The following is a 21,318-nucleotide window of genomic DNA, read 5'->3' as shown; positions in this document are numbered from 1 at the left end:
CATGTCCGCCACCGAACTCGCCCCCACGTTCTTCCTCGCGCTGATCGTCATCCTCGTCGTGTGCCGGCTCGTCGGCTGGGTGCTGCGGGCCGCGGGCCAGCCACCGGTGGTGGGCGAGATGGTCGCCGGGGTCGTGCTCGGCCCGTCCGTGCTGGGCCTGCTGGCACCCGGGGTCGAGAACTTCGTGTTCCCGCAACAACTCCGGCCCGTGCTGTACGTCGTCGGCCAGATCGGGCTCGTCGTGTTCATGTTCAAGTCGGGCTACGAGTTCCGCACCGAGCAGGTGCGCCGCGTCGCGGGACCGGCGAGCCTGATCTCCACGGCGGGGATGGTCGCGCCGCTGGTCCTGGGCGGGCTGCTGACGTGGCTGGCCGTCGGCAGGGTGAACATCTTCCCGCCCGGGGTGCCGCTGTTTGTGTCGATCGCGTTCGTCGGCGTGACGCTCGCGATCACGGCTTTTCCCATGCTGGCACGGATCATCCTCGAACGCGGGCTCACCGGCACCCGCTTCGGCTCGATCGCGCTGGCGTGCGGCGCGCTCGACGACGCGGTCGCGTGGCTCCTCCTGGCCGCCGTGCTGAGCATCGCCGCGGGCAGCGCGGGCCCGGTTTCGCTCGCCGTGGGCGGCACGTTCGTGCTGCTGGCGCTGTTGGCCGTCGTGGCGAGGGTGCGGGGACGCGTCGTGCCGGTGACCGGCAGGCTCGCGCCCGAGCACCTGCTGCTCGCGGTCGTCGTCGTGTTGTTCCTCGCCGCCTGGTACACCGACAAGATCGGGCTGTACGCGGTGTTCGGGGCGTTCAGCCTCGGCGTGGTGTTCCCGCGGTCGGAGGCCGTGGACCGGGCCGTCGACAAGCTCACGCCCGTCGCCACCGTGTTCCTGCCGTTGTTCTTCACGTACTCGGGCCTCAACACCGACTTCGGCCTGCTGGTCCAGCCGTCCGTGCTCGTGTTCGCGGTGGCGGCGATCGTGGTCGCGATCGCGGGCAAGTTCGGCGCCTGCTGGGCGGCCGCGCGCGTCGCGGGGGAGCCGAACGCGATCGCGCTGCGGGTCGGCACGCTGATGAACGCCCGTGGTCTGATGCAGCTCATCGCGATCAACGTCGGGCTGGCGGCGGGGATCGTCACGCGTGAGCTGTTCAGCGTGCTCGTGCTGGTGGCGATCGTGACCACCGTGATGGCGACGCCGATGCTGAGCCTGTGGGACCGCCGCGAGCTCAGGCGCGCGCCCGCTGCTCTCGCTCGGCAGTCGTGATCGCACGCGAGGCGAGGAACGCGCCGACGGCGGGGATCAGGCTGAGCAGCCGCGTCCGGACGTCGTGCGAACGCGCGCAGGCGAGTGCGATCCCGGCGAGGTAGGCGGTGCCGTGCAGGGGGCCGACGATGGCGGCGACCTGCGGCACGTGGACGGTGGCGAGGTTGCCGAGGAGGACGAGCAGGCTCAGCGCTTCGACGAGGGCGACGGTTCGCACGCTCACACCCCCGTCGTGGAGCCGGGCCGCACGATCATCAGCACCACCACGACCGCCCACAGCAGGCCGAAGATGCCGGTGATCATCCCGAGGTTGGGTCCGCCGGGCTGCTCGTCCCGTTCCACCGCGGCGAGCGTCCGCCGTTGCGCGGGCACGATCACGAGGGCGAGCAGCAGGGCGGCGATCGCGGTCAGCGCCATCGAGATCACGAGCCACGCGTCGCCGAGGACGCCCATCTGCGCGCCCAGCGCGATCCCGAACACCGGCACCGCGAGGCCCGCGACCGCGTACCCGCTGCTGATCCGGTGCAACGCCCGCAGCACGCCGGGTTCCTTCGCCCGCACGTAACGCGGGAACAGGCTCGCGGCGACGGTGACCGGGCCGATCAACACGATCGCCGCGAGGACGTGGATGGAGAGCAGGACCTTGTTCACGGGCTCCTCCTTCGAGTTTCAGCCTGACTGTAACCGAAGTTTGAGGGAGCCTGAAACCGGGTCCTCTGCGAGGATGCGGGACGTGACCGCGCCGCAACCACCCGCGTCGAGCCCCGCGATGCTGCTCGTCCTGCTCGGACGGCGGCTGCGGGACCGCATCGACGCCGACCTCAAGCGCAGCGGGCTGTCGCTGCGGCACCTCTCGGCGCTCGGGCACCTGGCCGGGCAACCGGGCCTGTCCTACAGCGACCTCGCCCGCCGCGCCGGCGTCACGGTCCAGAGCATGCAGTCGACGCTCGCGCAGCTGGAGGCACTGGGCGCGATCGAACGACGCAGCGAGCCGGGCCGCGGCCGGACGGCGGAGCTGCACGTGACGGCCACCGGGGCCGAACTGCTGGAAAAGGCCCGCGAGACGATCCGCGCGGCGGACGAGGCCCTGCTGGGGGCGGTGGAGGAGGACGAGCGTGCGCTGACGATGTTGCTGTTGCGCGCGCTCAAGGGGTTGGAGTGAGGCGGGTTACCAGTGCGCCGGTTCGGCGAACCGCGGTTGCCGTCGCTCGACCTGAGCGGTGAGCGCCTCGGCGAGGTCCGGCCCGAAGAAGCTCAAGGCCTCGAAGGCGAGCGACGCCTCGAAGGCCGGGACGGCGGTGCGCAGCCAGTGGTTGAGCGAGCGTTTGGTCCACCGCAGTGCGTGCTGCGGCCCCGCCGCCATCCGGTCCGCGATGCCCAGTGCGGTGCCGAGCACCTCGCCGGGCGGGACCGCGAGACTCACGAGGCCGATGCGCTCGGCCACCTCGCCGGTGAGGTCCGCCGAGGCGAGCAGGTACAGCTTGGCCTTGGCGAGCCCGCACAGCAGCGGCCAGCTCAGCACCGAATGGTCCCCCGCGACGATGCCCTGCAAGAGGTGCCCGTCGATCAGGCGCGCCTCCGTCGACGCGACGCTGATGTCCGCCAGCAGTGCCGTCGCGAGCCCCGAACCCATCGCCTCGCCGTTGATGGCGGAGACGATCGGCTTGTCGCAGTCGACGATGCCGCGCACGTTCGTCAGGCCCTCGCGGATGAGGTTGACGGTATTGCCGTAGTGGCCGGGGTTTTCGCGCATCTCGTCGATGCCTTCGTCGCCCTCCACCGTCCAGAAGTGATCCCCGGTGCCGGTGATGACCGCGACCCGCAGTGCGGGGTCGTCGGCGAAATCCCGCCAGAGGCAGCTGATCTCGGTGTGGCGGCGCGTGAGCGTGGGGGCGGGATGTCCCTCGGGCGCGGCGATCGTGACGAGCAGGACCCCGTTGTCGCGCCGCTCCAGCGTGAGCGTCCGGTACTTGTCCCAGTCGACGGTGGGACGCAGGTCTTCGATGGGCATGGCTTTCCTCTCGTGCGTCAGTTGCTGTGGGCGAGCCAGATCTCCTCGGCGCGGCGGCTGGCTTCCGGTGTGAAGTAGTCGCCGGTTTCCAGGTCCTCCAGCAACCCCTTGTGCTCCGGCGTCCAGCCCAGCAACGCCCGGGTGTGCTCGCTCGAAACGGGCACGTCGAGGGAGAAGAACCTGGCGAGGAAAGGGTTTCCGAGGTGTTTGGCGGCCTCATCGAGGGTCAGTGAAACGGTGGGGACGCCGAGCACTCGCCCGATCCGCTCGGCAATGCTCCTGACCGTGACAGCGCTTTCCGCGACCCCGTGCAACACGCTCCCGGCGGGCGCTTTCTCCAGTGCCAGGCGGAAAAGACGCGCCGCGTCGAAGCGGTGGACCGCGGGCCAGCGGTTGGTGCCGTCCCCGAGGTAGGCCGAGACGCCCGCTCGCCGCGCCGCCGCGATCAGGGCCGGGACGAACCCGTGGTCGCTCGGGCCGTGCACGGTGGGCGCGAGCCGCACGACGCTCGCCCGGACGCCCCGCTCGGCGAAGTCCAGGCACGCCCGCTCACCCGCGATGCGGAAGGCGGCGACCGAACCGGGATCCGGCGCGTCCTGCTCGGTGGCGACCCGTCCCGGCCGCATGACCAACGTGCCCGAGGTGCTCACGAGTGGCTTGCCGGTCCCGGCCAGAGCCTGCCCGAGCGCCTCGATCGCCGCGCGGTCGCGACGGATGAGGTCGTCCGGATCGGCGAAATCGCCGCCGTAGGCCATGTGCAGGACGCCGTCGGCGTTTTCCGCGCCGGCCCGCAGGCTGTCGAGGTCTTCCAAGGAGCCGCGGTGTGCTTTCGCGCCGAGTGACTCCAGCCGCGCGGCGGCGGCGGTCGAGCGGGCCAGGCCGGTGACGGTGTGCCCGGCCGCGACGAGTTCCGCGACGACGGCCGGCCCGGTCTGGCCGGTCCCGCCGGTGACGAAGAGGTGCATGGGTGAGCCTTTCCTGTAACGCCAGTGACTGGCACTAACGGTCTCTACGCGTAGCGCCAGTGACTGGCGCAACGTGAGGCCAGTCACTGGCGCAACGCGGGTAAGCTGCGGAGGTGCCCAGAAGCGGAGCAGAAGCACGGCAGCGGCTGCGGCAGGCCGCGCTGGAGCTGTACCGGGAACGCGGGTTCGACGGCACCACCACGGCGGAGATCGCCGCGAGGGCGGGCGTCAACGAGCGCACCTTCTTCCGGCACTTCCCCGACAAGCGCGAGGTGCTCTTCGACGGCGAGGCCGACCTGCGAGCCGAGCTGACGCAGTCGGTGGCCGAAGCGCCCGGCGGCCTGCCGCCGTTCGACGTGCTGTTCTACGCCTTCCGGAAGGCCGCGCGGATCCTCGAAGCCAGCCGCCCGTACACCGAACCGCGGCTGGAGATCATCGCCGCGACGCCCGCGCTGCGGGAACGCGAGCTGGCCAAGAACGCCTCGCTCACCGAGGCCTGCGCGGAGGCGTTGCGGCAGCGCGGCGTCGCCGACCGGTTGGCCGACCTGGCCGCGCAGACCGGCTGGGCCGCCTTCCACCACGCGCTGCAGGCGTGGATCGACGACCCCTCGCAGAGCGTGTACGAGCACCTGTCGCAGGCCTTCGACGACCTGCGGGCGCTGTCCGCCGCCTCATCCGGCTGAGGCGAATTCGAGGAGGCAGCGCTGGCCGGTCAAGTCGGTCACGGTGTCGAGGACCAGACCGTGGGGTGCGGCGAGTTCGCGGAACTCGTCGACCCGGCGTTCGCGGCCGCCGTGGATCACGAGCATGGCCAGGTCCATGTCGGTGCCGGCCCGCCCTCCGACGGGTTCGATGACGAGGACGCGGCCTGCCGGGCGGGCCGCCTCCGCGCACCGGGCGAGGATCCGGTGGGCGTGCTCGTCGTCCCAGTTGTGGAGGATGTCGGACAGCAGGTAGGCGTCCGCGCCCGCGGGGAGCGGGTCGAAGAAGCTGCGCACGGTCACCTCGGCCCGGTCGTCGAGGTGCCTCAGGGTGCGCCGGGCGTCGGCCGTCACGTCGACCAGGTGGCCGCGCAGCCGGGGGTGGGCGGTCAGGATCGCGGCGAGCAGGGTGCCCGGGCCGCCGCCGACGTCGACGATCGTGGTGAACCGGGACCAGTCGAAACCGGCGACGATCTGCGGAATCTGCTCGTGGAACCGCAGGGTCATCTGCCGGTCGAACGTCTCGCGCAGGTGCGGTTGTTCGGCGAGGTCGGCCCAGAAGTCCCGGCCGTAGCGGCGCGGGTAGGCGGCTTGCCCGGTGGCGATGCTGTGGGCCAGTTCGACGAACGCCAGCTCGGCCCTGCCCGCGGCGGAATCCAGGCGCAGCAGGAGGTTCGTGAAGCCACCGTCCGCGCCGGCGCAGAGGTGCGCGCCGAACTCGGTGGTCCGGTAACCGGCGGATGTCCGCTCGACGACGCCGAGGGTCGCGAGGTGGCCCAGCAACAGGTCGAGCGCGACGGGTGACACGTCGAGCTCTTCCGCGAGCCGGTCGGCGGTGGCCGCGTCGTCGAGGAGCCGGTCCGGCAGGCCAAGGGTCACCGCGACGCGCAGGGCCATCGGGGTCGCCAGCCCGGCCATGCGGCGGAGTGTGTTCGCGTCACTGGGGTCCACCACGCCTCCTGCCACCACGGTGCCACGCGCGAGCGCACTGACGCGAGCCGTCGGTCAACGGGCGGTGCCTGGTCCTGACGGCCCTAGGAGCAACGAGACCTTCTTCCTCCTGCGGTCCCGTCCCTAGCGTCTCAAGTGGATCTACGAACGTCGACGGACGATGCGAACACAGGAGACAACCATGGCGGAAACCGGTTCGTCGACGGATCGCGGCGACGCGGCGCGGCGAGTGGCGATCGTGACCGGCGGCAGCCGCGGTATCGGCCGCTCGGCGGTGCTGAACCTGGCCGCCCGCGGGCTCGATGTCATCTTCACCTACAACTCCGACGCCGGCGCCGCGGACGAGGTGACTGCCGAGGCGCGTAAGCACGGTGGGCTCGTCAGCGCACTGCGAGTGGACGTGAGCGAAGTCGGCACCCTGGACTCCTTCGCCGCGCAAGTGCGCGCCGAACTCGCCGCGATGGGCGTCGACCGGTTCGACTACCTGGTCAACAACGCGGGGATCTGGCACACCGCCTCGTTCGCGGAGACCACGGTGGAGGATCTCGACCGGCTGTACGCCGTCAACGTGCGCGGTGTCTTCTTCGTCACGCAGCAGCTCGTCCCGCTGATCCGGGACGGCGGGCGGATAGTGAACCTCTCTTCGGGGCTCGTGCGCTTCGTCTTCCCCGGCAAAGCCGCGTACGCGGTGAGCAAGGGCGCGATCGAGCCGCTGACCAGGTATCTCGCCACGGAGCTCGCCCCACGCGGCATCAGGGTCAACACGCTGGCGCCCGGCGCGACGGCGACCGACTTCAGCGGGGGAGTCATCCGCGACGACCCGGAGTACCGCAAGCGCGTCGGCGCCATCACCGCCCTCGGCCGCCCGGCCGAGCCCGAGGAGATCGGCCGGGTCGTCGCCGCGCTGCTGTCCGACGACACCGGCTGGATCAACGGCGAACGCATCGAGGCGTCCGGCGGGATGAAGCTGTGACCGGCACGGGCGCGCACCGGCTGATCGCGGTCAAGGAACATTTCGCGACCGGGCGCTTCTGGGACGAGATCGAGAACCTCGCGGTGGCTCCGGGGGAGGAGCCCGAGCAGGCGTTCGTGGTGAACTTCCCGCGTGACCCGGTGATGCGTCCCCGGCTCAGTGACGTTCCCACGCGGCTGGCCGAGATGGACGCGGCGGGCGTCGACCTGTCGGTGCTGAGCCTCAACCCGCCCGGCGTGCAGCTGTACGCCGATGCCGCCCGCGCGACGTCGCTCGCACGGGAGATGAACGACACGCTCGCCGACCTGATCCGCCGGCACCCCGGGCGCTTCGCGGGACTCGGTGCGGTGGCGCCGCAGGATCCCGAGGCTGCGGCGGCCGAGGTGCGCCGGGTGATGGGCATGCCGGGGTTCGGCGGGATCCTCATCGGATCCCACACGGGCGGCCACTACCTGGACGAGCCGGAGATGGAGCCGGTGCTCGCGGCACTGACCGAGCAGGACGCCACGCTGTACCTGCACCCGCGCTCGCCCAGCCCGCAGATGATGGCGCCGTTCCGGGACTACGGCATGGTGGCGGCGCTGTGGGGGTTCCAGGCCGAGGCGGGCACCCACGCGGTCCGGCTCATCCTGAGCGGCGCGCTCGATCGCCACCCCGGCCTGAAGATCGTCCTCGGGCATCTGGGGGAAGGGCTGCCGTTCTGGCTCTGGCGGCTGGACAACATCTACGAGAAGACCTACCGCTGGGCGGGCGACCTGCTCGGCATGGTGAAGCTGGAGCTCAAGCCCAGCGAGTACGTCCTGCGCAACTTCACTCTCACGACCAGCGGGATGTACGACCAGGACGTGTTCGAGTACGCCCTGCGGAAGGTCGGCGCGGAACGGCTCATGTTCGCGATCGACTACCCGTACGAAGACAGCGAAGTCGCGACGGGCTTCCTGGCCGCGGCCGACCTCACCGACGAGCAACGCGCGCTGATCAGCCACGCCAACGCCGAACGGCTGTTCCGCATCCCGCCCCGGCGGGACCCCCGATAGCCGGCCACCTTGGCGATCCGCGCGTCGTGGTCGTTGACCGAGGCGACGATGCGCGGAGCCGAGAGGTCGTCGAAGGTGGCCAGTGCAGGTCCGGATGCGACGCCGGACCGGGCTGGCGCCACCGCCCACCGCCGCCGCTGTGTCCTAAATAGACGGACGTCCGGCGCCGGCGTAGTCGTCCCCGGCGACGTGGTACGTCGCGATCTGCACGGCCATGCCCTCGGTCGGCGCGTTGATCATCAAGCCGTTGCCCAGGTACAACCCCACGTGGTGGATGCGCGTCGACGGGCTGCCGTAGAACACCAGGTCACCCATCCTCGGTTCCCCCGCCACCGGCGGTTCCGCGCGGAACTGCGAATCCGCCGTGCGCGGCAGCGCCACGCCCGCCGAGTCGTAGGCCGCCTTCGTCAGCCCCGAGCAGTCGAACCCCGCCGCACCCGCGTCCGGCCCGTTGCCGCCCCACACGTAGGGCAGGCCGAGCTGGTCGAGCGCGAACCGCACGGCACGCACCGACGGCGCCGAAGCCGTCTGCGGCGCCAGCGACAGCGTCGCGTACAGCTGCGCGTTGCCCAGCACCTGCTGCCGGAACAGCGCCGAATCGCGGTAGTTCTCGATCGCCTTCCACCAGCCGAGCCCGGCCTGGAGGTCACGTCCGCCCGCACACAGCACGCGCCCGGCCGCCACCGCCGCGTCGTCGATGTCCTGGATGTTCCCGCCGGCGCCCGCGCGCTGCCACTCCTGCCGCGTCAGCTGCATCGGCCCGCTGCGCTGCTCGCTCGCCGCCTCCCCGGCCGCGCCCTGCAGCGGCACGGCGCCGAGCGCTCGCGTCTGCGCCCCGGCGGCGTCGAGCCCGTTGCCCCCGTACCGTCCGTGATCGGAACTGGCCTTGCCTATCCCCGCCAGTGTGACCCAGGACAGGTGGCACGCCGGCTGTTCCCTGCGGAGCGTGAGCTCACCGTTGGCGTAGCCGAGCAACGCGCGCTCCGGGATGTCCAGTGCCCCGCTCAACCCCGCCGCCCACTTCTCCAGCTCGCTGGGCCCCTGCTGCTGGGGGGCCTGCGCCTGCACGGGCGCGCTCACCTCCAGCACGGAAGGACCAGCCGCCGTCGCCGCGTTGCCCTCCGGCTGGGCCGCGGCCGCGGGCAGCGGCACCGGCGGCCGCTCGGGCGCCCGCGCGAGCAACCAGCCACCGGCCACCAGCCCGCCGACGAGGACCAGCGCGATCAGAGCCCGGCCCGCCGCCGCGCGGGCCCACTTGGGGGAACGAATGGTCACCTACCCGAGGTTAGGGAACTTTCGCCCTCCCCAACGAGTGAATCGCCGTGACGTTATTAGTCTCCCGCACATGACCCTGATCAACGCGGCGCGCCTGCGTGCCGGGCTCGTCGGCCCCTACGCGGCGGTGGACGTCGTGAGCAGCACCGGTTCGACCAACGCCGACCTGCGGGCGGCCGCCGTCGACGGGGCACCCGACCGCACCGTGCTCATCGCCGAGGAGCAGACCGCGGGGGTCGGCCGCCGCGGCCGGGAGTGGATTTCCCCGAAGGACAGCGCCCTGTGCCTGAGCGTGCTGCTGCGCCCGCAGGGTGTCGCGTTCGCCGACCTGGGCTCGCTGGCGATCGTCGCCGGGCTCGCCGTGCTGGACCTGGCCAGGGAACTCGGCGTCGACGCGGCGCTCAAGTGGCCCAACGACGTCCTCGCCGGACCCGACCGCGGCAAGTGCGCCGGGATCCTCGCCGAGGCCGTCGCGGCCGAGGAGGTCGCCGTCGTGCTGGGCATCGGGCTCAACGTCCGGCCGCTCGGCCCCGGCGTGCGGCCCGGCGCCGGTGGGCTGCGCCCGACGTCCCTCGCCGAGAACGGCGCCCGCACCACCGACCGCACCGAGGTCGCCGAACTGCTGCTGACCGCCTTCGCCGCGCGCGAGGGGCGCTGGCGCGAAGCGGGCGGTGATCTCGGCCACGCCGGGATGCTCGACGAGTACCGCAAGGCCTGCGACACGCTCGGGCAGCAGGTCAGGGTGATGCTGCCCGGTGACGCCGGACTGCTGGGCACCGCCACCGACGTCGATCCGGCCGGGCAGCTGATCGTCGAGGACGAACAGGGCAAGCGGCACCTGGTGTTCGCCGGGGACGTCGTGCACCTGCGAGCGGTACCGTGACCCCACCAGCAGCCGAGGATCGGAGGGTGCCGAAGTGGCGTACCCGGAGGACCTGCTCAGCGAGCACGAACAGGTCGTTGTGCACAGCCATCCGCACTTCAAGATGCTCATCTGGCCGGTGTTCTGGCTGGTCGTCACCGTCGCCGCCGGCGTCTGGCTGCTGACGCTCACCGGCGGGCTCGCCGCGCCGTGGCACGACGTGTCCCGCATCGCGATCGGCGTCGTGGGCGTCGTGCTGATCTGCTGGCTGTTCCTCGCTCCGCTGATCCGCTGGCGCACCACGCACTTCATCGTCACCACGGACCGGCTCATCACGCGGGAGGGCGTGCTCAAGCGCGTCGGCATCGACATCCCGATGAGCCGCATCAACAGCGTGCAGTTCGAGCACGGGCTCGTCGACCGCATCTTCGGCTGCGGCACGCTGGTGATCGAGTCCGCGTCGCACGAGCCGTTGCGCTTCGAGGACATCCCGTCCGTCGAGCACGTGCACACGGTGATCTACCGGGAAGTCAACGACAACCCGTACGACGACTTCCCCGGCGAAACCCAGGCAAGGGGGAGGCGCTGAGATGGGCACGAGGGAACTGGGCCTGCCGCAGCGGGCAGCGGCGGACGGACTGCCTTCGCGCGTGACGATCTGGGAGGTCGGGCCGCGTGACGGGTTGCAGAACGAGAGCACGATCGTGCCGGTCGAGGTCAAGCTGGAGTTCCTGGACCGGCTCGCCGACGCGGGGCTGACCACGCTGGAGGCGACGAGCTTCGTCTCGCCGAAGTGGGTGCCGCAGCTGGCCGACGCCGAGCAGCTCCTCGACGGGTTGCAGCGCCGCGAAGGCGTGCGGTACCCGGTGCTGGTGCCCAACGAGCGCGGGCTGAAGCGGGCGCTGGACGCCGGCTGCCGGGACATCGCGATCTTCGGCAGCGCCACGGAAACCTTCGCGCAGCGCAACCTGAACTCGACCGTCGAGAAGCAGTTCGACATGTTCGAGCCGGTGGTCTCGGGCGCGCGCGACGCCGGGATGGACGTGCGGGCGTACCTGTCGATGTGCTTCGGGGACCCGTGGGAGGGGCCCGTCCCGTACGAGCAGGTGGTGACCGCCGGAAAGCGCTTGCTGGACCTGGGGTGCTCGCAGCTGTCCCTCGGCGACACGATCGGTGTGGCCACCGCCGGGCAGGTCGAGGGCCTGCTCGCCGCGTTCGCGGAGGCGGGCGTCGGCGTCGAACGGCTCGCGGTGCACTTCCACGACACCTACGGGCAGGCGCTGGCCAACACGGTCACCGCGCTGCGGTGCGGGGTCACCACGGTGGACTCGTCGGCGGGCGGGCTCGGCGGGTGCCCGTACGCGGAGTCGGCCACTGGGAACCTCGCCACCGAGGACCTGCTGTGGACGCTCGAAGGGCTCGGCGTGGAGACCGGTGTGGACCTGGACAAGCTCGTCGCCACCAGCAAGTGGATGGCGGAGCGGCTCGGCAGGCCCAGCCCCTCACGGGTGGTCAACGCGCTCGCCGGGTGAATCCCGGGAACCGGGGCGGCGCGGGGCGCGTCGGAACTCCAAGCCGACCGCTGTACTACCGAGGAGGGTGCCGTGACCGAGCACCGCGCGCAGGTGGAGGAGCTGCTGGCCGGGTACCGGCGCAGCAGGGAGCAGCTCGCCTCGGTGCAGCGCGAGCTCACGTCGGTCACGGCGTCGGCGAGTGACCCGGACGGCCTGGTGACGGCCACCGTGGGCGCGCGCGGGACGTTGACGGGGCTGGTGATCGCCGAGGAGGCGTACCGGCGGTACCGGCCCGCCGAGCTGGCCGACCGGATCGTGCGCGTGACGGGTGAGGCGACGCGGCGCGCGTACGGCGCGGCTGGGGACGTGCTGGCGCCGGTCCTGCCGGCGGGCACCGATCCGCAGGCGCTGCTGCTGGGCACGGCCGATCTCGCCGCGCCGGAGGTCTCGCGGCCGAAGCACGCGCTGGACGAGGACAGCTACGAGGACCGGAACTGGATAGCCCGGTGACCGGGTTCGAATCCGACGTCGAGCGGCTTTCCGCGCGGGCAGGGGAGTTCGACGGGCTGGTCGAGCGGGCGGCACGCGTGTCGGCGGAGCTGGAGCGGGCGCTGGCGGGCGCGTCGGCGGCGTGGGGGTCGGACGCCGTGGGACGGAGCTTCGCGGCGGCGCACGTCGGTGCGGCCGACGAGGCGGCGGAGCGGGTGCGGGGCCTGGCGGAGCGGCTGGCGCAGGCGGGCGGTTCGTTCGCGGAGGCGGCGCGCCGGTACCGGGCGGGCGACGAGGCGGCGGCGGACGCGGTGCGGGACTGACGTCATGGGGATCGAGCTGCCGAAGGACCTCGCGGACCTCGCCGCCGCGACGGGTTTGGCGTGGCCGCAGGCGGACGAGGACAAGCTGCGCGAGCAGGCCACGGCGTGGCGGGACGCGCAGAACGAGCTGACGGCGCTGGCCGCGGAGGCGGACGGCACGGCGAGCGCCGCGGCGGCAGCGCTGACGGGCCCGTCGGCGGATGCGGCGCGGGGGATGTGGGCGGAGTTCGTCCACCCGGACCGCGGGCACCTGACGCTGGCGGCGCAGGGGGCGGGGGAGGCCGCGGACCGCCTGGAGCACGCGGCGGAGCAGGTCGCGGCGGCGAAGGTCGAGATGGTGCGCCACCTGGTCGACGCGGCGAAGAACCGTGATGCGGCGGAGGTCGCGGCGGCCGCGGGACACCCGGCGGCGCTGCTGGGGCTGGACACGGTGCTCAAGGGCACGGCGGCGAACCTGGGTGCGCTGAGCAGTGACCTGGCGGCGGCGGTCGGTGGGGGCGGTGTGGGCGGGGTGGAGCTGCTGCACGTGAACCCGGGCGCCCGCATGGGGGACGGCGGGGGGTTGCTGAGCGCGGTGACCGGTTTGCCCGGTGGGGTTTTGTCCACTGTGGATGACGGGTTGTCCGGGGGTGGGTTGCTGCAGCCTGCTCATGGGGGTGGGCTGCCGGTGCACGGCGTGGCGGGGCTGGCGGATGGTGCGGTGCGCGGGGTTGCGGGGCTGACGGATGGTGCGGTGCATGGGGTGGCGGGTGCCGCGGGGGAGGCCGTTCACGGTGTGGCGGGGCTGACCGACGGTGCCGTGCGCGGTGTGGCGGGGGCCGCCGGAGAGACGGTGCGCGGGGTTGCGGGGCTCGCGGATGGTGCGGTGCACGGCGTGGCGGGGGCCGCTGGCGAGACGGTGCACGGTGTGGCGGGGCTGACCGACGGTGCCGTGCGGGGTGTGGCGGGGGCCGCCGGAGAGACGGTGCATGGGGTTGCGGGGCTCGCGGATGGTGCGGTGCACGGGGTGGCAGGCGCCGCCGGAGGGACGGTGCATGGTGTTGCCGGACTTGCGGAGGGCGTCGTTCCCGGTGTGGCTGGTGCCGCGGGGGAAGCGGTGCATGGTGTGGCGGGGCTGGCCGACGGTGCGGTGCATGGGGTTGCGGGCCTGGCGGATGGTGCCGTTCCCGGGGTGGCTGGTGCCGCGGGGGAAGCGGTGCATGGCGCGGCAAGGGATGCCGCGGTAGGCCTTTCCGGGCTGGCGCGGGATGCGGCGGTTCCGGCTGCGCCTCCCGGACCAGCGGCGGATGCGGCGCGACTCCCCGGGTTTGGTCCGGCGGCGGGTCTCCCCGGATCGGTCGGGGAGGTGGCTTCCGGGCTCGCAGGAGCTCCCGATGCCGCCGCCCTCCCGGGGGACTCAGCATTCGCCGGTGGTTCGCCCGACCTGGGCACGGGCCCGATCCGCACGGGGCAGTACGGAGGCTTCCTCGCCCCGGGCGGTTTCGACGACGTCCCCACCCCTCCGGCCGGGATCCCCGGGGGAACGGTCGCTTCTGGCTTCGCCGAGGGGGCGCCCGCTCCGTACCCCAGTCCGTCGCTGCCGGCGGGCTACCCGCCGCCCGTCGATGCCGCCCCTTCCGGGCAAGGATCGGCCTCGCCCGCGTTCCGCCCGCCTTCCGCGATGCCGCCTCTCGCTGACGGAGGTGGCCTGTCCCGACCCCCAGCAGGGCTTCCGAATGTGGCGCCTGGTGGGTTCGCGCCGCCGGTCACTCGTGATGGAGTCGCGGGTTCGTCCCGGCCTCCTGCCTCGGCGGGCGCACCGTCAGGCCAGCCCGGCACTACCGGCAGGAGGCCCAGTACTTCGGCTTCCCCAGGCACTCCGGCCCCGTTTAGCGGCAACCCTGCCACCCCCGGCGGCGCAGGCCTTCGCGAAAGCACGCCGGCCCCCGGCTCCTCGGCCGGGCCCGGTAACCGGGCCACCCCCGCCACCCCCGGCAGCACCCCGGCCCCGCCTGGTGGCGCAGGCTCACCCGCCAACCCCGCCAACCCCGCCTCCCCCGACACCACCCCCACCCCTCGCCCCGCCGGGCCCGAACCCCACCGCGCCGCCACTCCCGGCTGGGAGCAGCGCCCCCTCCCCGCCCAACCGCCGCCCGCCCCCGGGCCGTACCCGCCGCTGGGCGCGCCCCGCCAGGAGCGGGAGAGCATCGTCGCCTTGTTCCTTGTTGCCATGTTTCCCATCGGGCACCTGCCGGTCGCCACCGTGCGGCCGCACCGCCAGCTGCCCCCGCCCCCCGAGGAAGTCGACTACGCCGCCGGCCTCCGCTTCCCGCCCTACGACCACCCGCGCTCCGACCTCATCGTCCCCGGCGAAGCCATCCAGAACGTGCGCAACGGCCTCCGCCGCCAAAGCGACCCGTCGCACCAAGCACCCGCCGGGCTCTTCGACACACACGACCCCCTCGGCGGACTGTCCGAACGCGACTGGGACCGCCGCTTCCTCGCGGGCCACCGCGACGGGATCCCCGAGTACGCCTGGCCGCCCGGCGAGCTGTACCCGGAAGGCGGCGCCGACGCGGGGGAGCCCGAGGTCCTGCCCGAGGGCACGCTCCTCGACCGCTTCGGCCCCGTCGAAGGGCGCGTTTTCGCCCCCGCCGGCACCCTGTTCGTCAAGCGGTCGCTGCCGCCGTCCGCCGCCGGGGCCGAGTACCGCCGCTACCGCGTGCTCCGGCCCGTTCCGATGTGGCAGACGGCCTCCGCGCCGTGGTTCGGCCAGCCCGGCGGCGGCCTGCGCTACCGCGCGGTCCACTCCGCCGACGAGCTGGTCACCCTGGGATACCTGGCCCTCGAGGAGGGGGAGTGAACGTCGATTCCATCCTGCGCTGGCTGGAGGTCATCGGGGTGCCGCACGAGGTCGTCTCGGTCAACGCCGAGGCCGACAACGCCTGGTGCGTCCTGCGCACCGACGAGTCCGAAGAGGACGTTCCCGTGTGGGAGGTCTTCTGGCGCGAGCAGGGAAACCGCTACGACTGGGCGCGCTTCACCAACGAACAGGTCGCCTGCCACTACCTCTTCGGCCGCCTCGCCTGGGCGCAGGTCGCCCGCGGCGCGGTGGGGCCGCTGCCCGCCTAGCTGACGTCGTGCAGGTGGTGCACCGGGTCGTGCAGGAAGTAGCGCGCGAAGGTCTCCACCGTGAACCGGGCACCGTCGCTGCGCCGGCCCGTGCGCTGCCACGCCGAGCCGGACACCGAGTCGAAGGCCGTTGCCAAGCGTGCGGCCGCCTCGGTCAGCTCCGCCGCCACCCGCGCCGGGTCCTGCGACGCGTAGTCCGCCTCCACCGCCGTGCGGTCCTGGTCCCAGTTCGGGAACTCCGGGTCCGTCGTGGACAGCATCGACTCCAGCCGCCCGAGGAAGATCCGGCACGCGTCACGCACGTGGCACGCGTACTCCAGCGGCGACCACACGTCCGCGGCCGGGCGCTCCCGCACGTCCTCCCGCGCCAGCACCCGCTGCCACTCCGCCGCGTTCTCCCGCAGCAGCCTGCCCACGTCCTCGCGGTCGAAGCTCGCCGTGTCGAGCCCGCACTCCGGGCACGGCCGCTCGAGCACCCACGTCCAGTCCTTGGTGTCCGGCGCAATCATGGGTCCAGCATCGGTGCCGAGCCCGCCGGGGACCAGCGCGGATTTCTGCACGGACCGTTCAGCGCCGCTGCAGGATCGCCAGCGCCGCGTCGTGCAGCCGCCCGTTGGACGACAATGCCGACCCGCCGTCGAACCGGACCTCGCCGCCGAGGTCGCTGAACCGGCCGCCCGCCTCGGTCACCAGCACCTGCATCGGCGCGACGTCCCACGGGTTCACGACCGCCTCCGCCGCCAGGTCGATCGCGCCCTCCGCGACCAGGCAGTGCGACCAGAAATCGCCGAACGCGCGCGTCTCCCAGCACGCGTCGTTGAGCGCCAGGTACGCCTCGCGCGAGTGGTACTCGCTCCACGAGTTCAGGTGCGTCGTGGACAGGTACGCGTCGTCCAGTGAGGACACCCCGGACACCGAGATCCGCCGTTCGCCCGCCGAATCCCGCAGCCACGCGCCTTCGCCGAGGCTCGCCCACCACCGGCGGCCCAGCAGCGGCGCGCTCACCATCCCGACCACGGGTGTGCCGTCCTCGACCAGCGCGATCAGCGTGGCCCACACCGGCGCGCCCCGCAGGAAGTTCTTGGTGCCGTCGATCGGGTCGAGGATCCACGTGCGGCCCGCTGACCAGCCGGAACCGCCCCGCTCCTCACCCGCGACGGCGTCGTCCGGCCGCTCGGCGGCGAGCAGTTCGCGCACGGCGTCCTCGACGGCGGTGTCGGCGTCGGTCACCGGCGTGCGGTCCGGTTTGCTGTTCACTTCGAGGTCGCGGGCGCGGAACCGGGCGGTGGTGATCGCGTCGGCGGCGTCGGCGAGGCGTCCTGCGAGAGTGAGATCGTCCGAGTAGCTGGCCACGCGACGATGTTTTCACGCCGACCGGTCGTAGAGTTGGCCAGGTGAGCATGGTGTTACTCGCCGAGGACGATCCGGCGATCGCGGAACCGTTGTCGCGCGCCCTGCAGCGCGAGGGCTATGAGGTCCAGGTCGTCGGCGACGGGCCCACCGTGCTGGAGACGACCGGGGAGCAGCGCGTCGACCTGCTGGTACTCGACCTGGGCCTGCCGGGGATGGACGGCCTGGAGGTGTGCCGCCGCCTGCGTGCGAGCGGCACCGAGCTGCCGGTGCTGATGCTCACCGCCCGCACCGACGAGGTGGACTTCGTCGTGGGCCTCGACGCGGGCGCGGACGACTACGTGGCCAAGCCGTTCCGGCTCGCCGAGCTGCTCGCCCGCATCCGGGCGCTGCTGCGCCGCCGGGCGCCCGAGGTGCTCGAGGCCGGTGGCGTCCGGATGGACCTGGGCGCCCGGCTGGTCACCGTCGAGGGCAAGGAGATCCAGCTCGCGAACAAGGAGTTCGAGCTGCTGCGGGTGCTGATGAGCCGCGCCGGGCAGGTCGTCAGCCGCGACGAGATCCTCGCCGAGGTGTGGAACGACCTGGAGTCCAAGACGTCGAAGACGCTCGACATGCACATGTCGTGGCTGCGGCGGAAGCTGTCGGTGACCAGCGACGGCAAGGGCGCGGTCGTGCACTCCGGTGACGGCGAGCGCCGCATCGCGACGGTGCGGGGCGTCGGCTTCCGCTTCAACACGGAGTAGGCGTGCGGCGCCGCATCCTGCTGGCCATCCTGCTCGCCGTCGCGGTGACCGCCGCCGCGCTCGGGATCCCGCTGGGCGTGACGGCGTGGAAGCTCGTCGACAGCATCACCACCGAGGACCTGGGCGCCCGCGCTTCGCAGATCGCCGCGACGCTGGACACCGATCTCGCGGACGGGCAGCTCAGCGACGCCGACCTCGCGGCCGTGGCGGTCGCGATCCCGGCAGGCGGCAAGCTGACGGTGCGGTTGCCGGGGCAGCCCGCGCAGACCGAGGGTTCCGAGCCCGGCACGGACCCGGTGACGGCGCGCGTGCAGCTGGCGCGGGACGGCACGCTGGAGCTGGCGATCCCGTCCGGTCCGCTGCGCTCGCGGCAGACCACGGTGACGCTCGCCGTGCTGCTGCTGGTCGTGTTGTCGGTGAGCATCGGCACCGTCGTCGCGACCGTGACGGCGCGGCGGCTGGCCAAACCGCTGCGGCACGTCGCGGAGCGCGCGGCGAAGCTCGGCGGCGGGGACTTCCGGCCCGATCCCAGCCGGTACGGGGTGGGGGAGCTGGACATGGTCGCCGAGGCGCTCGACACGTCCGGCACCGCGCTGGCGCAGCTCGTGCAGCGGGAGCGGCAGCTGGTCGGGGACGTTTCGCACCAGCTCCGCAGCAGGCTCACCGCGCTGCAGCTGCGCCTGGAGCCGCTCACGATCGTCGACGACCACGACGTCGCCGAGGAGGCGCGCGCCGCGCAGGAGCAGGCGGACCGGTTGTCCGAGGCGCTGGAGGAGCTGCTGGCGGCGGCTCGCGCGGCGAGCGAGGTGGACGCCGAGCCGGTGGAGCTGGCCACCGCGTTGCCCGAGGTCGCGCAGGAGTGGCGGCAGTTGCTGCGGGCGGAGGGGCGGAACCTGCGGCTGCGGATCGGGGACGGCCTGATCGCGCGGGCGACGCCCGGCCGTCTCCGGGAGGTGGTGGGGGTGCTGCTGGACAACGCGCTCCGCCACGGCGCCGGCACGGTCACGCTGGCCGCGCGGCGCGGCGACGCCGAGGGGACGGTGGTCGTCGAGGTGACCGACACGGGTTCGGGCATTCCGGACGAACTGGCGCCGCACGTGTTCGAGCGCGGGTTCTCCGGTGGCGGTTCGACGGGTGTCGGGCTGGCACTGGCGCGCGCCCTGGCCGAGGCTGACGGCGGGCGGCTGGAGCTGTCGAGCAGGCGGCCCGCGGTGTTCAGCCTGTTCCTGCGGGTGCCGAGTCCGGGAGACGTCCGCGAAGTGCGCTGGCCCTCGGAACGTGTGCCTCGCTAAGCCCACCCGTCGCCCGACCGCCACCCCTCAAGGAGGCGCTGCGCGCCCGGCGTCAGATCTTGGGCCGCAATTCGCGAATATCCGCGCTTTTCACCGCGTCGCGGCGGCGCTGGCCGAGATCGTCGGGGAAAACCCACTTCTTGAAACCCCAGAAGCGGAACACCATCGCCAGCAGCATGCCGATGATCGAACCGCTGATGAAGTCCGCCGTTTCCTGCACGAACCGGGTCACGTGCGGGACTTCGAGGTGGAACGCGTACCGCGACAGGTACAGCGGGATCAGGTTCACGACCACGGCGAGCCCGCTGATCACGAAGAACAACGCGGCCTCGTGGTGCCGTTCGCGGCCGCCGCGCGTGCGGAACGACCACTCGCGGTTGAGGATGTAGGACACGATCGTCGCTACGATGATCGCGATCGCCTTCGCCGTGGTCGGCTTGTCTTCCAGCACGCTCAGTTTGAGCAGGTACCACACACCGTTGTCGACGATGAACGTCGTGCCACCGACGATGCCGAACTTCAGCAGTTCCCGGTGTTTGATCAGCACCGAGCGCAGCGGCTCGGGAGTGTGCGAAAGCACGCTTTCCACAACGGTCACGTCCCGCAGTGTACGGAGCTGCGGGAGGGCGCAGGAGTTCAGGCGGCCCGGACGTCCGGTTCGTCCTCTTCCGCGGGAGCCGCCCGCACCACCCTCGGCCGCGCGCCCGCCTGCGGGAACACCCATTTCTTGAACGCCCACCAGCGGAACAGCATCGCCACGAGCGTGCCGAGGACCATCCCGCTGAAATAGTCGGCGACCTCCTGCGTGAACAGTCCGACGTGCGGGGTGCGCAGTTCGAGCACGTAACGGGAGATCGCCAGCGGCAGCGAGTTCAGGCCCACCGCGATCCCGCTGATCACGAAGAACAACGCCGCCTCGTGCTGCCGTTCCCGGCCGCCGCGCGTGCGGAACGACCATTCCCGCGACAGCACGTAGGACACGACGGTCGCCACGAGCACCGCGAGGATCAACGCCGTCACCGGGTTGCCGCGCAGCACGGTCAGCTTGAGCGCGTAGTTCACGACGTTGGTCAGCACGAAGCACGCGCCGCCGACCAGGGCGAACTTCAGCAGTTCACGGTGCTTGATCAGCAGCGCCCGCGCGGGGCGCGGGAGGAGCCCCAGCACGGTTTCGACGATGGCCACGGGGCGTGACCCTACGCCTGCCCTCACCAGGGCCAGCAGAACAGCCAGCACCAAGGCGGTTTCGGCTTCGTCGAGCTGCTCGAAGGCGTGCTGGTGGTCGAGGGCGTGCTGCTGCTGCTCGGCGGCGGGGTGCTGCTGGACGTCGCCGAGGACGACGAGGAGGCCGGACTGCTCGTGGCCGGGCCGGAGCCCGACGTGGACGTCGTCGCATGGGTGCTCGACGAGGACGAGGACGACGACGTCGACGTGGTGCTGCTGGTGCTGGTGCCCGTGGGCGTCGTCGGGTCCGGCGAAGGCACGCCGCACGGCAGGTCCGGCCAGCACAGGAACGGCACCTTGGCGGTCTCGGTGGCCGTGCCCAGCGTCGCCGTGACGGTGATGAAGCCGGGGTCGAACGGGTGCCACCTCGTGTCGAACCTCAGTCGCAGCTGCTCGTGCGGCGCAAGCGCTTGCGTGCTGGTGCAGCTGATCGCGTGGTCACCGGTGGTGCAGGTGGCCGGGCCGTCCGTCAGGTCCGCCTTCCGGTCCACGTCGACCGTGACCGGCTTGGTGTTCGGGCCGTCGTTGGTGACGGTCACGGTGAACGCGCGCTCGTGGAACCACGGCCACGGGAAGTCGTCGTCGCCGCTCACGGCCAGGGTCAGCGCGTCGGGCCGCGGCTTGACCGCGACCGGCACGTCGACCGCGAGCCGGATCGTCGTGCCCGCGGTGACCGAGCCCGTCACCTGGCCGGGCCGCGCGTCGTCGTCGGCCATCAGCCGGAACGTCAGCACCGCCGTTTCGCCGGGTTGCAGGCCCCGGTCGGTGGAGCACGTGACGGTGCCGGTGCCCGCGGGGCAGTCCACGGTGAGCGGTCCCTGGCTCGCCTGCACGGCGAACCCGCGTGCGGCCGCCGCACCACCGCCGCCGCCCGGCGGGACGGCGCGGATGCCCGGCGGCAGGTTCAGGGTCGCCACGACGGGCTCGGAGACGGAACCGCCGGTGTTGCGGACCGTGATCGGCAGGGCGACCGCGCCCTGCCCCGGGTCCAGCTCGATGCCCTGCGCGGGCGAGTCCGCGGTGAGGTTCGCGGGAGCCGGGGCCGGCGGAGCCGCCGGCGGTGGCGGGGGTGCGGGCAGCGTCGGCGGGACCGACGGCGCCGGCTGCACGGGCGGGGGAGCGGGCACCACCGGCGGGGCCGGCGGGGCGGGAGGCGCGGGGGGAGCGGGCACCTGGGGCGCCGGCGCGGGTGCGGGTGCGGGCTGGACGACCGGGGGCGGCGTCGGTGTCGAGGCCGCGGTCGGG

At 72.6% G+C, this 21,318-nt stretch carries 25 protein-coding genes; 14 read left to right on the top strand and 11 right to left on the bottom strand.

Going from position 1 to position 21,318, the window contains the following annotated elements; translation table 11 throughout:
* Position 1: 1 nt before the first annotated feature.
* On the top strand, positions 2-1,252 hold the full coding sequence (locus ABFX51_RS22255) for a cation:proton antiporter (protein WP_346054799.1): 1,251 nt from the start codon (positions 2-4) through the stop codon (positions 1,250-1,252).
* On the opposite strand, the gene ABFX51_RS22250 is transcribed toward ABFX51_RS22255, so the two are convergent.
* On the bottom strand, positions 1,215-1,469 hold the full coding sequence (locus ABFX51_RS22250; protein WP_218153583.1) for a hypothetical protein: 255 nt from the start codon (positions 1,467-1,469) through the stop codon (positions 1,215-1,217). The genes ABFX51_RS22255 and ABFX51_RS22250 overlap by 38 nt on opposite strands.
* Before the next feature lie 2 nt (positions 1,470-1,471).
* The gene (locus ABFX51_RS22245) at positions 1,472-1,903 is read right to left on the bottom strand and encodes a hypothetical protein (protein WP_091515048.1); all 432 of its coding nucleotides are present in this window, start codon (positions 1,901-1,903) and stop codon (positions 1,472-1,474) included.
* Between the two features lie 73 nt (positions 1,904-1,976).
* Here ABFX51_RS22245 and ABFX51_RS22240 point away from each other — a divergent pair, with 73 nt between their 5' ends.
* Positions 1,977-2,414, top strand: a complete 438-nt coding sequence (locus ABFX51_RS22240; RefSeq protein WP_218153582.1) for a MarR family winged helix-turn-helix transcriptional regulator — start codon at positions 1,977-1,979, stop codon at positions 2,412-2,414.
* A 6-nt stretch (positions 2,415-2,420) separates the two neighbouring features.
* Here the strand turns inward: ABFX51_RS22240 and ABFX51_RS22235 are convergent, their stop codons facing one another.
* Both ABFX51_RS22235 and ABFX51_RS22230 read right to left on the bottom strand, forming a co-directional pair.
* Positions 2,421-3,263 (bottom strand): enoyl-CoA hydratase-related protein, encoded by an 843-nt coding sequence (locus ABFX51_RS22235; protein ID WP_091515046.1) that lies wholly within the window; start codon positions 3,261-3,263, stop codon positions 2,421-2,423.
* A 17-nt stretch (positions 3,264-3,280) separates the two neighbouring features.
* Positions 3,281-4,228 (bottom strand): SDR family oxidoreductase, encoded by a 948-nt coding sequence (locus tag ABFX51_RS22230; protein ID WP_091515044.1) that lies wholly within the window; start codon positions 4,226-4,228, stop codon positions 3,281-3,283.
* Positions 4,229-4,341: 113 nt separating this feature from the next.
* Between ABFX51_RS22230 and ABFX51_RS22225 the strand changes: the two genes are divergently transcribed.
* Positions 4,342-4,911: a TetR family transcriptional regulator gene (locus tag ABFX51_RS22225; RefSeq protein ID WP_091515040.1), complete on the top strand. Its 570-nt coding sequence runs from the start codon at positions 4,342-4,344 to the stop codon at positions 4,909-4,911.
* Here the strand turns inward: ABFX51_RS22225 and ABFX51_RS22220 are convergent.
* Positions 4,900-5,847 carry a methyltransferase gene (locus ABFX51_RS22220; RefSeq protein ID WP_091515151.1) on the bottom strand — a complete coding sequence of 316 codons (948 nt, stop codon included), beginning with the start codon at positions 5,845-5,847 and terminating at the stop codon, positions 4,900-4,902. The genes ABFX51_RS22225 and ABFX51_RS22220 overlap by 12 nt on opposite strands.
* Positions 5,848-6,061: 214 nt before the next feature.
* Here ABFX51_RS22220 and ABFX51_RS22215 point away from each other — a divergent pair, with 214 nt between their 5' ends.
* Both ABFX51_RS22215 and ABFX51_RS22210 read left to right on the top strand, forming a co-directional pair.
* Complete coding sequence (locus tag ABFX51_RS22215) at positions 6,062-6,853, top strand: SDR family NAD(P)-dependent oxidoreductase (protein WP_091515037.1); 792 nt, start codon at positions 6,062-6,064, stop codon at positions 6,851-6,853.
* Positions 6,850-7,890, top strand: coding sequence for an amidohydrolase family protein (locus ABFX51_RS22210; protein ID WP_091515034.1), 1,041 nt, complete (start codon positions 6,850-6,852; stop codon positions 7,888-7,890). The genes ABFX51_RS22215 and ABFX51_RS22210 overlap by 4 nt, the downstream gene beginning before the upstream one ends.
* 144 nt (positions 7,891-8,034) lie before the next feature.
* Here the strand turns inward: ABFX51_RS22210 and ABFX51_RS22205 are convergent, their stop codons facing one another.
* A complete protein-coding gene (locus ABFX51_RS22205; protein ID WP_245783363.1) occupies positions 8,035-9,165 on the bottom strand; it encodes a C40 family peptidase in 1,131 nt (376 codons plus the stop codon).
* A gap of 70 nt (positions 9,166-9,235) precedes the next feature.
* Between ABFX51_RS22205 and ABFX51_RS22200 the strand changes: the two genes are divergently transcribed.
* From ABFX51_RS22200 to ABFX51_RS22170, 7 genes are all read left to right on the top strand, one after another.
* Positions 9,236-10,048 carry a biotin--[acetyl-CoA-carboxylase] ligase gene (locus ABFX51_RS22200; RefSeq protein WP_091515029.1) on the top strand — a complete coding sequence of 271 codons (813 nt, stop codon included), beginning with the start codon at positions 9,236-9,238 and terminating at the stop codon, positions 10,046-10,048.
* A gap of 34 nt (positions 10,049-10,082) precedes the next feature.
* Entirely contained in the window at positions 10,083-10,616 is a 534-nt protein-coding gene (locus ABFX51_RS22195) for a PH domain-containing protein (RefSeq protein ID WP_091515027.1), read from the top strand.
* Position 10,617: 1 nt separating this feature from the next.
* Complete coding sequence (locus ABFX51_RS22190) at positions 10,618-11,559, top strand: hydroxymethylglutaryl-CoA lyase (protein WP_091515024.1); 942 nt, start codon at positions 10,618-10,620, stop codon at positions 11,557-11,559.
* 72 nt (positions 11,560-11,631) lie between these two features.
* Complete coding sequence (locus ABFX51_RS22185) at positions 11,632-12,051, top strand: YbaB/EbfC family nucleoid-associated protein (RefSeq protein WP_091515021.1); 420 nt, start codon at positions 11,632-11,634, stop codon at positions 12,049-12,051.
* On the top strand, positions 12,048-12,353 hold the full coding sequence (locus tag ABFX51_RS22180; protein WP_091515019.1) for a hypothetical protein: 306 nt from the start codon (positions 12,048-12,050) through the stop codon (positions 12,351-12,353). The genes ABFX51_RS22185 and ABFX51_RS22180 overlap by 4 nt, the downstream gene beginning before the upstream one ends.
* Positions 12,354-12,357: 4 nt before the next feature.
* Positions 12,358-15,195 (top strand): glycohydrolase toxin TNT-related protein, encoded by a 2,838-nt coding sequence (locus tag ABFX51_RS22175; protein WP_346054798.1) that lies wholly within the window; start codon positions 12,358-12,360, stop codon positions 15,193-15,195.
* The gene (locus ABFX51_RS22170) at positions 15,192-15,464 is read left to right on the top strand and encodes a hypothetical protein (protein WP_346054797.1); all 273 of its coding nucleotides are present in this window, start codon (positions 15,192-15,194) and stop codon (positions 15,462-15,464) included. The genes ABFX51_RS22175 and ABFX51_RS22170 overlap by 4 nt, the downstream gene beginning before the upstream one ends.
* Here ABFX51_RS22170 and ABFX51_RS22165 read toward each other — a convergent pair.
* On the bottom strand, positions 15,461-15,973 hold the full coding sequence (locus ABFX51_RS22165) for a DinB family protein (protein ID WP_091515010.1): 513 nt from the start codon (positions 15,971-15,973) through the stop codon (positions 15,461-15,463). The genes ABFX51_RS22170 and ABFX51_RS22165 overlap by 4 nt on opposite strands.
* Positions 15,974-16,031: 58 nt before the next feature.
* Positions 16,032-16,817, bottom strand: a complete 786-nt coding sequence (gene hisN / locus ABFX51_RS22160; RefSeq protein ID WP_091515009.1) for a histidinol-phosphatase — start codon at positions 16,815-16,817, stop codon at positions 16,032-16,034.
* Positions 16,818-16,864: 47 nt separating this feature from the next.
* Between hisN and ABFX51_RS22155 the strand changes: the two genes are divergently transcribed.
* Together ABFX51_RS22155 and ABFX51_RS22150 are read left to right on the top strand one after the other, a co-directional pair.
* Positions 16,865-17,557, top strand: coding sequence for a response regulator transcription factor (locus ABFX51_RS22155; RefSeq protein ID WP_091515007.1), 693 nt, complete (start codon positions 16,865-16,867; stop codon positions 17,555-17,557).
* Positions 17,558-17,559: 2 nt separating this feature from the next.
* Positions 17,560-18,849: an ATP-binding protein gene (locus tag ABFX51_RS22150; protein WP_091515005.1), complete on the top strand. Its 1,290-nt coding sequence runs from the start codon at positions 17,560-17,562 to the stop codon at positions 18,847-18,849.
* 52 nt (positions 18,850-18,901) lie between these two features.
* On the opposite strand, the gene ABFX51_RS22145 is transcribed toward ABFX51_RS22150, so the two are convergent.
* The 3 genes from ABFX51_RS22145 to ABFX51_RS22135 form a co-directional block, all read right to left on the bottom strand.
* Positions 18,902-19,447: a GtrA family protein gene (locus ABFX51_RS22145; RefSeq protein ID WP_177228953.1), complete on the bottom strand. Its 546-nt coding sequence runs from the start codon at positions 19,445-19,447 to the stop codon at positions 18,902-18,904.
* Between the two features lie 38 nt (positions 19,448-19,485).
* Positions 19,486-20,034, bottom strand: coding sequence for a GtrA family protein (locus ABFX51_RS22140; RefSeq protein ID WP_091515000.1), 549 nt, complete (start codon positions 20,032-20,034; stop codon positions 19,486-19,488).
* Between the two features lie 23 nt (positions 20,035-20,057).
* A partial coding sequence (locus ABFX51_RS22135; protein ID WP_487046922.1) for a COG1361 family protein occupies positions 20,058-21,318 on the bottom strand: 1,261 nt, incomplete at its 5' end.

This window comes from Amycolatopsis dongchuanensis (genome assembly GCF_039542405.1).
Classification (GTDB): Bacteria; Actinomycetota; Actinomycetes; order Mycobacteriales; family Pseudonocardiaceae; genus Amycolatopsis_E; species Amycolatopsis_E sacchari.
The sequence above is the reverse complement of the archived record's forward strand: the minus strand, read 5'-3'. Positions and strand labels throughout refer to the sequence as shown.

What these genes read in the sequence shown, in the direction of transcription:
- ABFX51_RS22255 (WP_346054799.1), top strand. Translation starts at nt 2, where the DNA reads ATGTCCGCCACCGAACTCGCCCCCACGTTCTTCCTCGCGCTGATCGTC.
- ABFX51_RS22240 (WP_218153582.1), top strand. Translation starts at nt 1,977, where the DNA reads ATGCGGGACGTGACCGCGCCGCAACCACCCGCGTCGAGCCCCGCGATG.
- ABFX51_RS22235 (WP_091515046.1), bottom strand. Translation starts at nt 3,263, where the DNA reads ATGCCCATCGAAGACCTGCGTCCCACCGTCGACTGGGACAAGTACCGG.
- ABFX51_RS22230 (WP_091515044.1), bottom strand. Translation starts at nt 4,228, where the DNA reads ATGCACCTCTTCGTCACCGGCGGGACCGGCCAGACCGGGCCGGCCGTC.
- ABFX51_RS22220 (WP_091515151.1), bottom strand. Translation starts at nt 5,847, where the DNA reads ATGGCCGGGCTGGCGACCCCGATGGCCCTGCGCGTCGCGGTGACCCTT.
- ABFX51_RS22215 (WP_091515037.1), top strand. Translation starts at nt 6,062, where the DNA reads ATGGCGGAAACCGGTTCGTCGACGGATCGCGGCGACGCGGCGCGGCGA.
- ABFX51_RS22200 (WP_091515029.1), top strand. Translation starts at nt 9,236, where the DNA reads ATGACCCTGATCAACGCGGCGCGCCTGCGTGCCGGGCTCGTCGGCCCC.
- ABFX51_RS22190 (WP_091515024.1), top strand. Translation starts at nt 10,618, where the DNA reads ATGGGCACGAGGGAACTGGGCCTGCCGCAGCGGGCAGCGGCGGACGGA.
- ABFX51_RS22175 (WP_346054798.1), top strand. Translation starts at nt 12,358, where the DNA reads ATGGGGATCGAGCTGCCGAAGGACCTCGCGGACCTCGCCGCCGCGACG.
- ABFX51_RS22165 (WP_091515010.1), bottom strand. Translation starts at nt 15,973, where the DNA reads ATGATTGCGCCGGACACCAAGGACTGGACGTGGGTGCTCGAGCGGCCG.
- ABFX51_RS22155 (WP_091515007.1), top strand. Translation starts at nt 16,865, where the DNA reads ATGGTGTTACTCGCCGAGGACGATCCGGCGATCGCGGAACCGTTGTCG.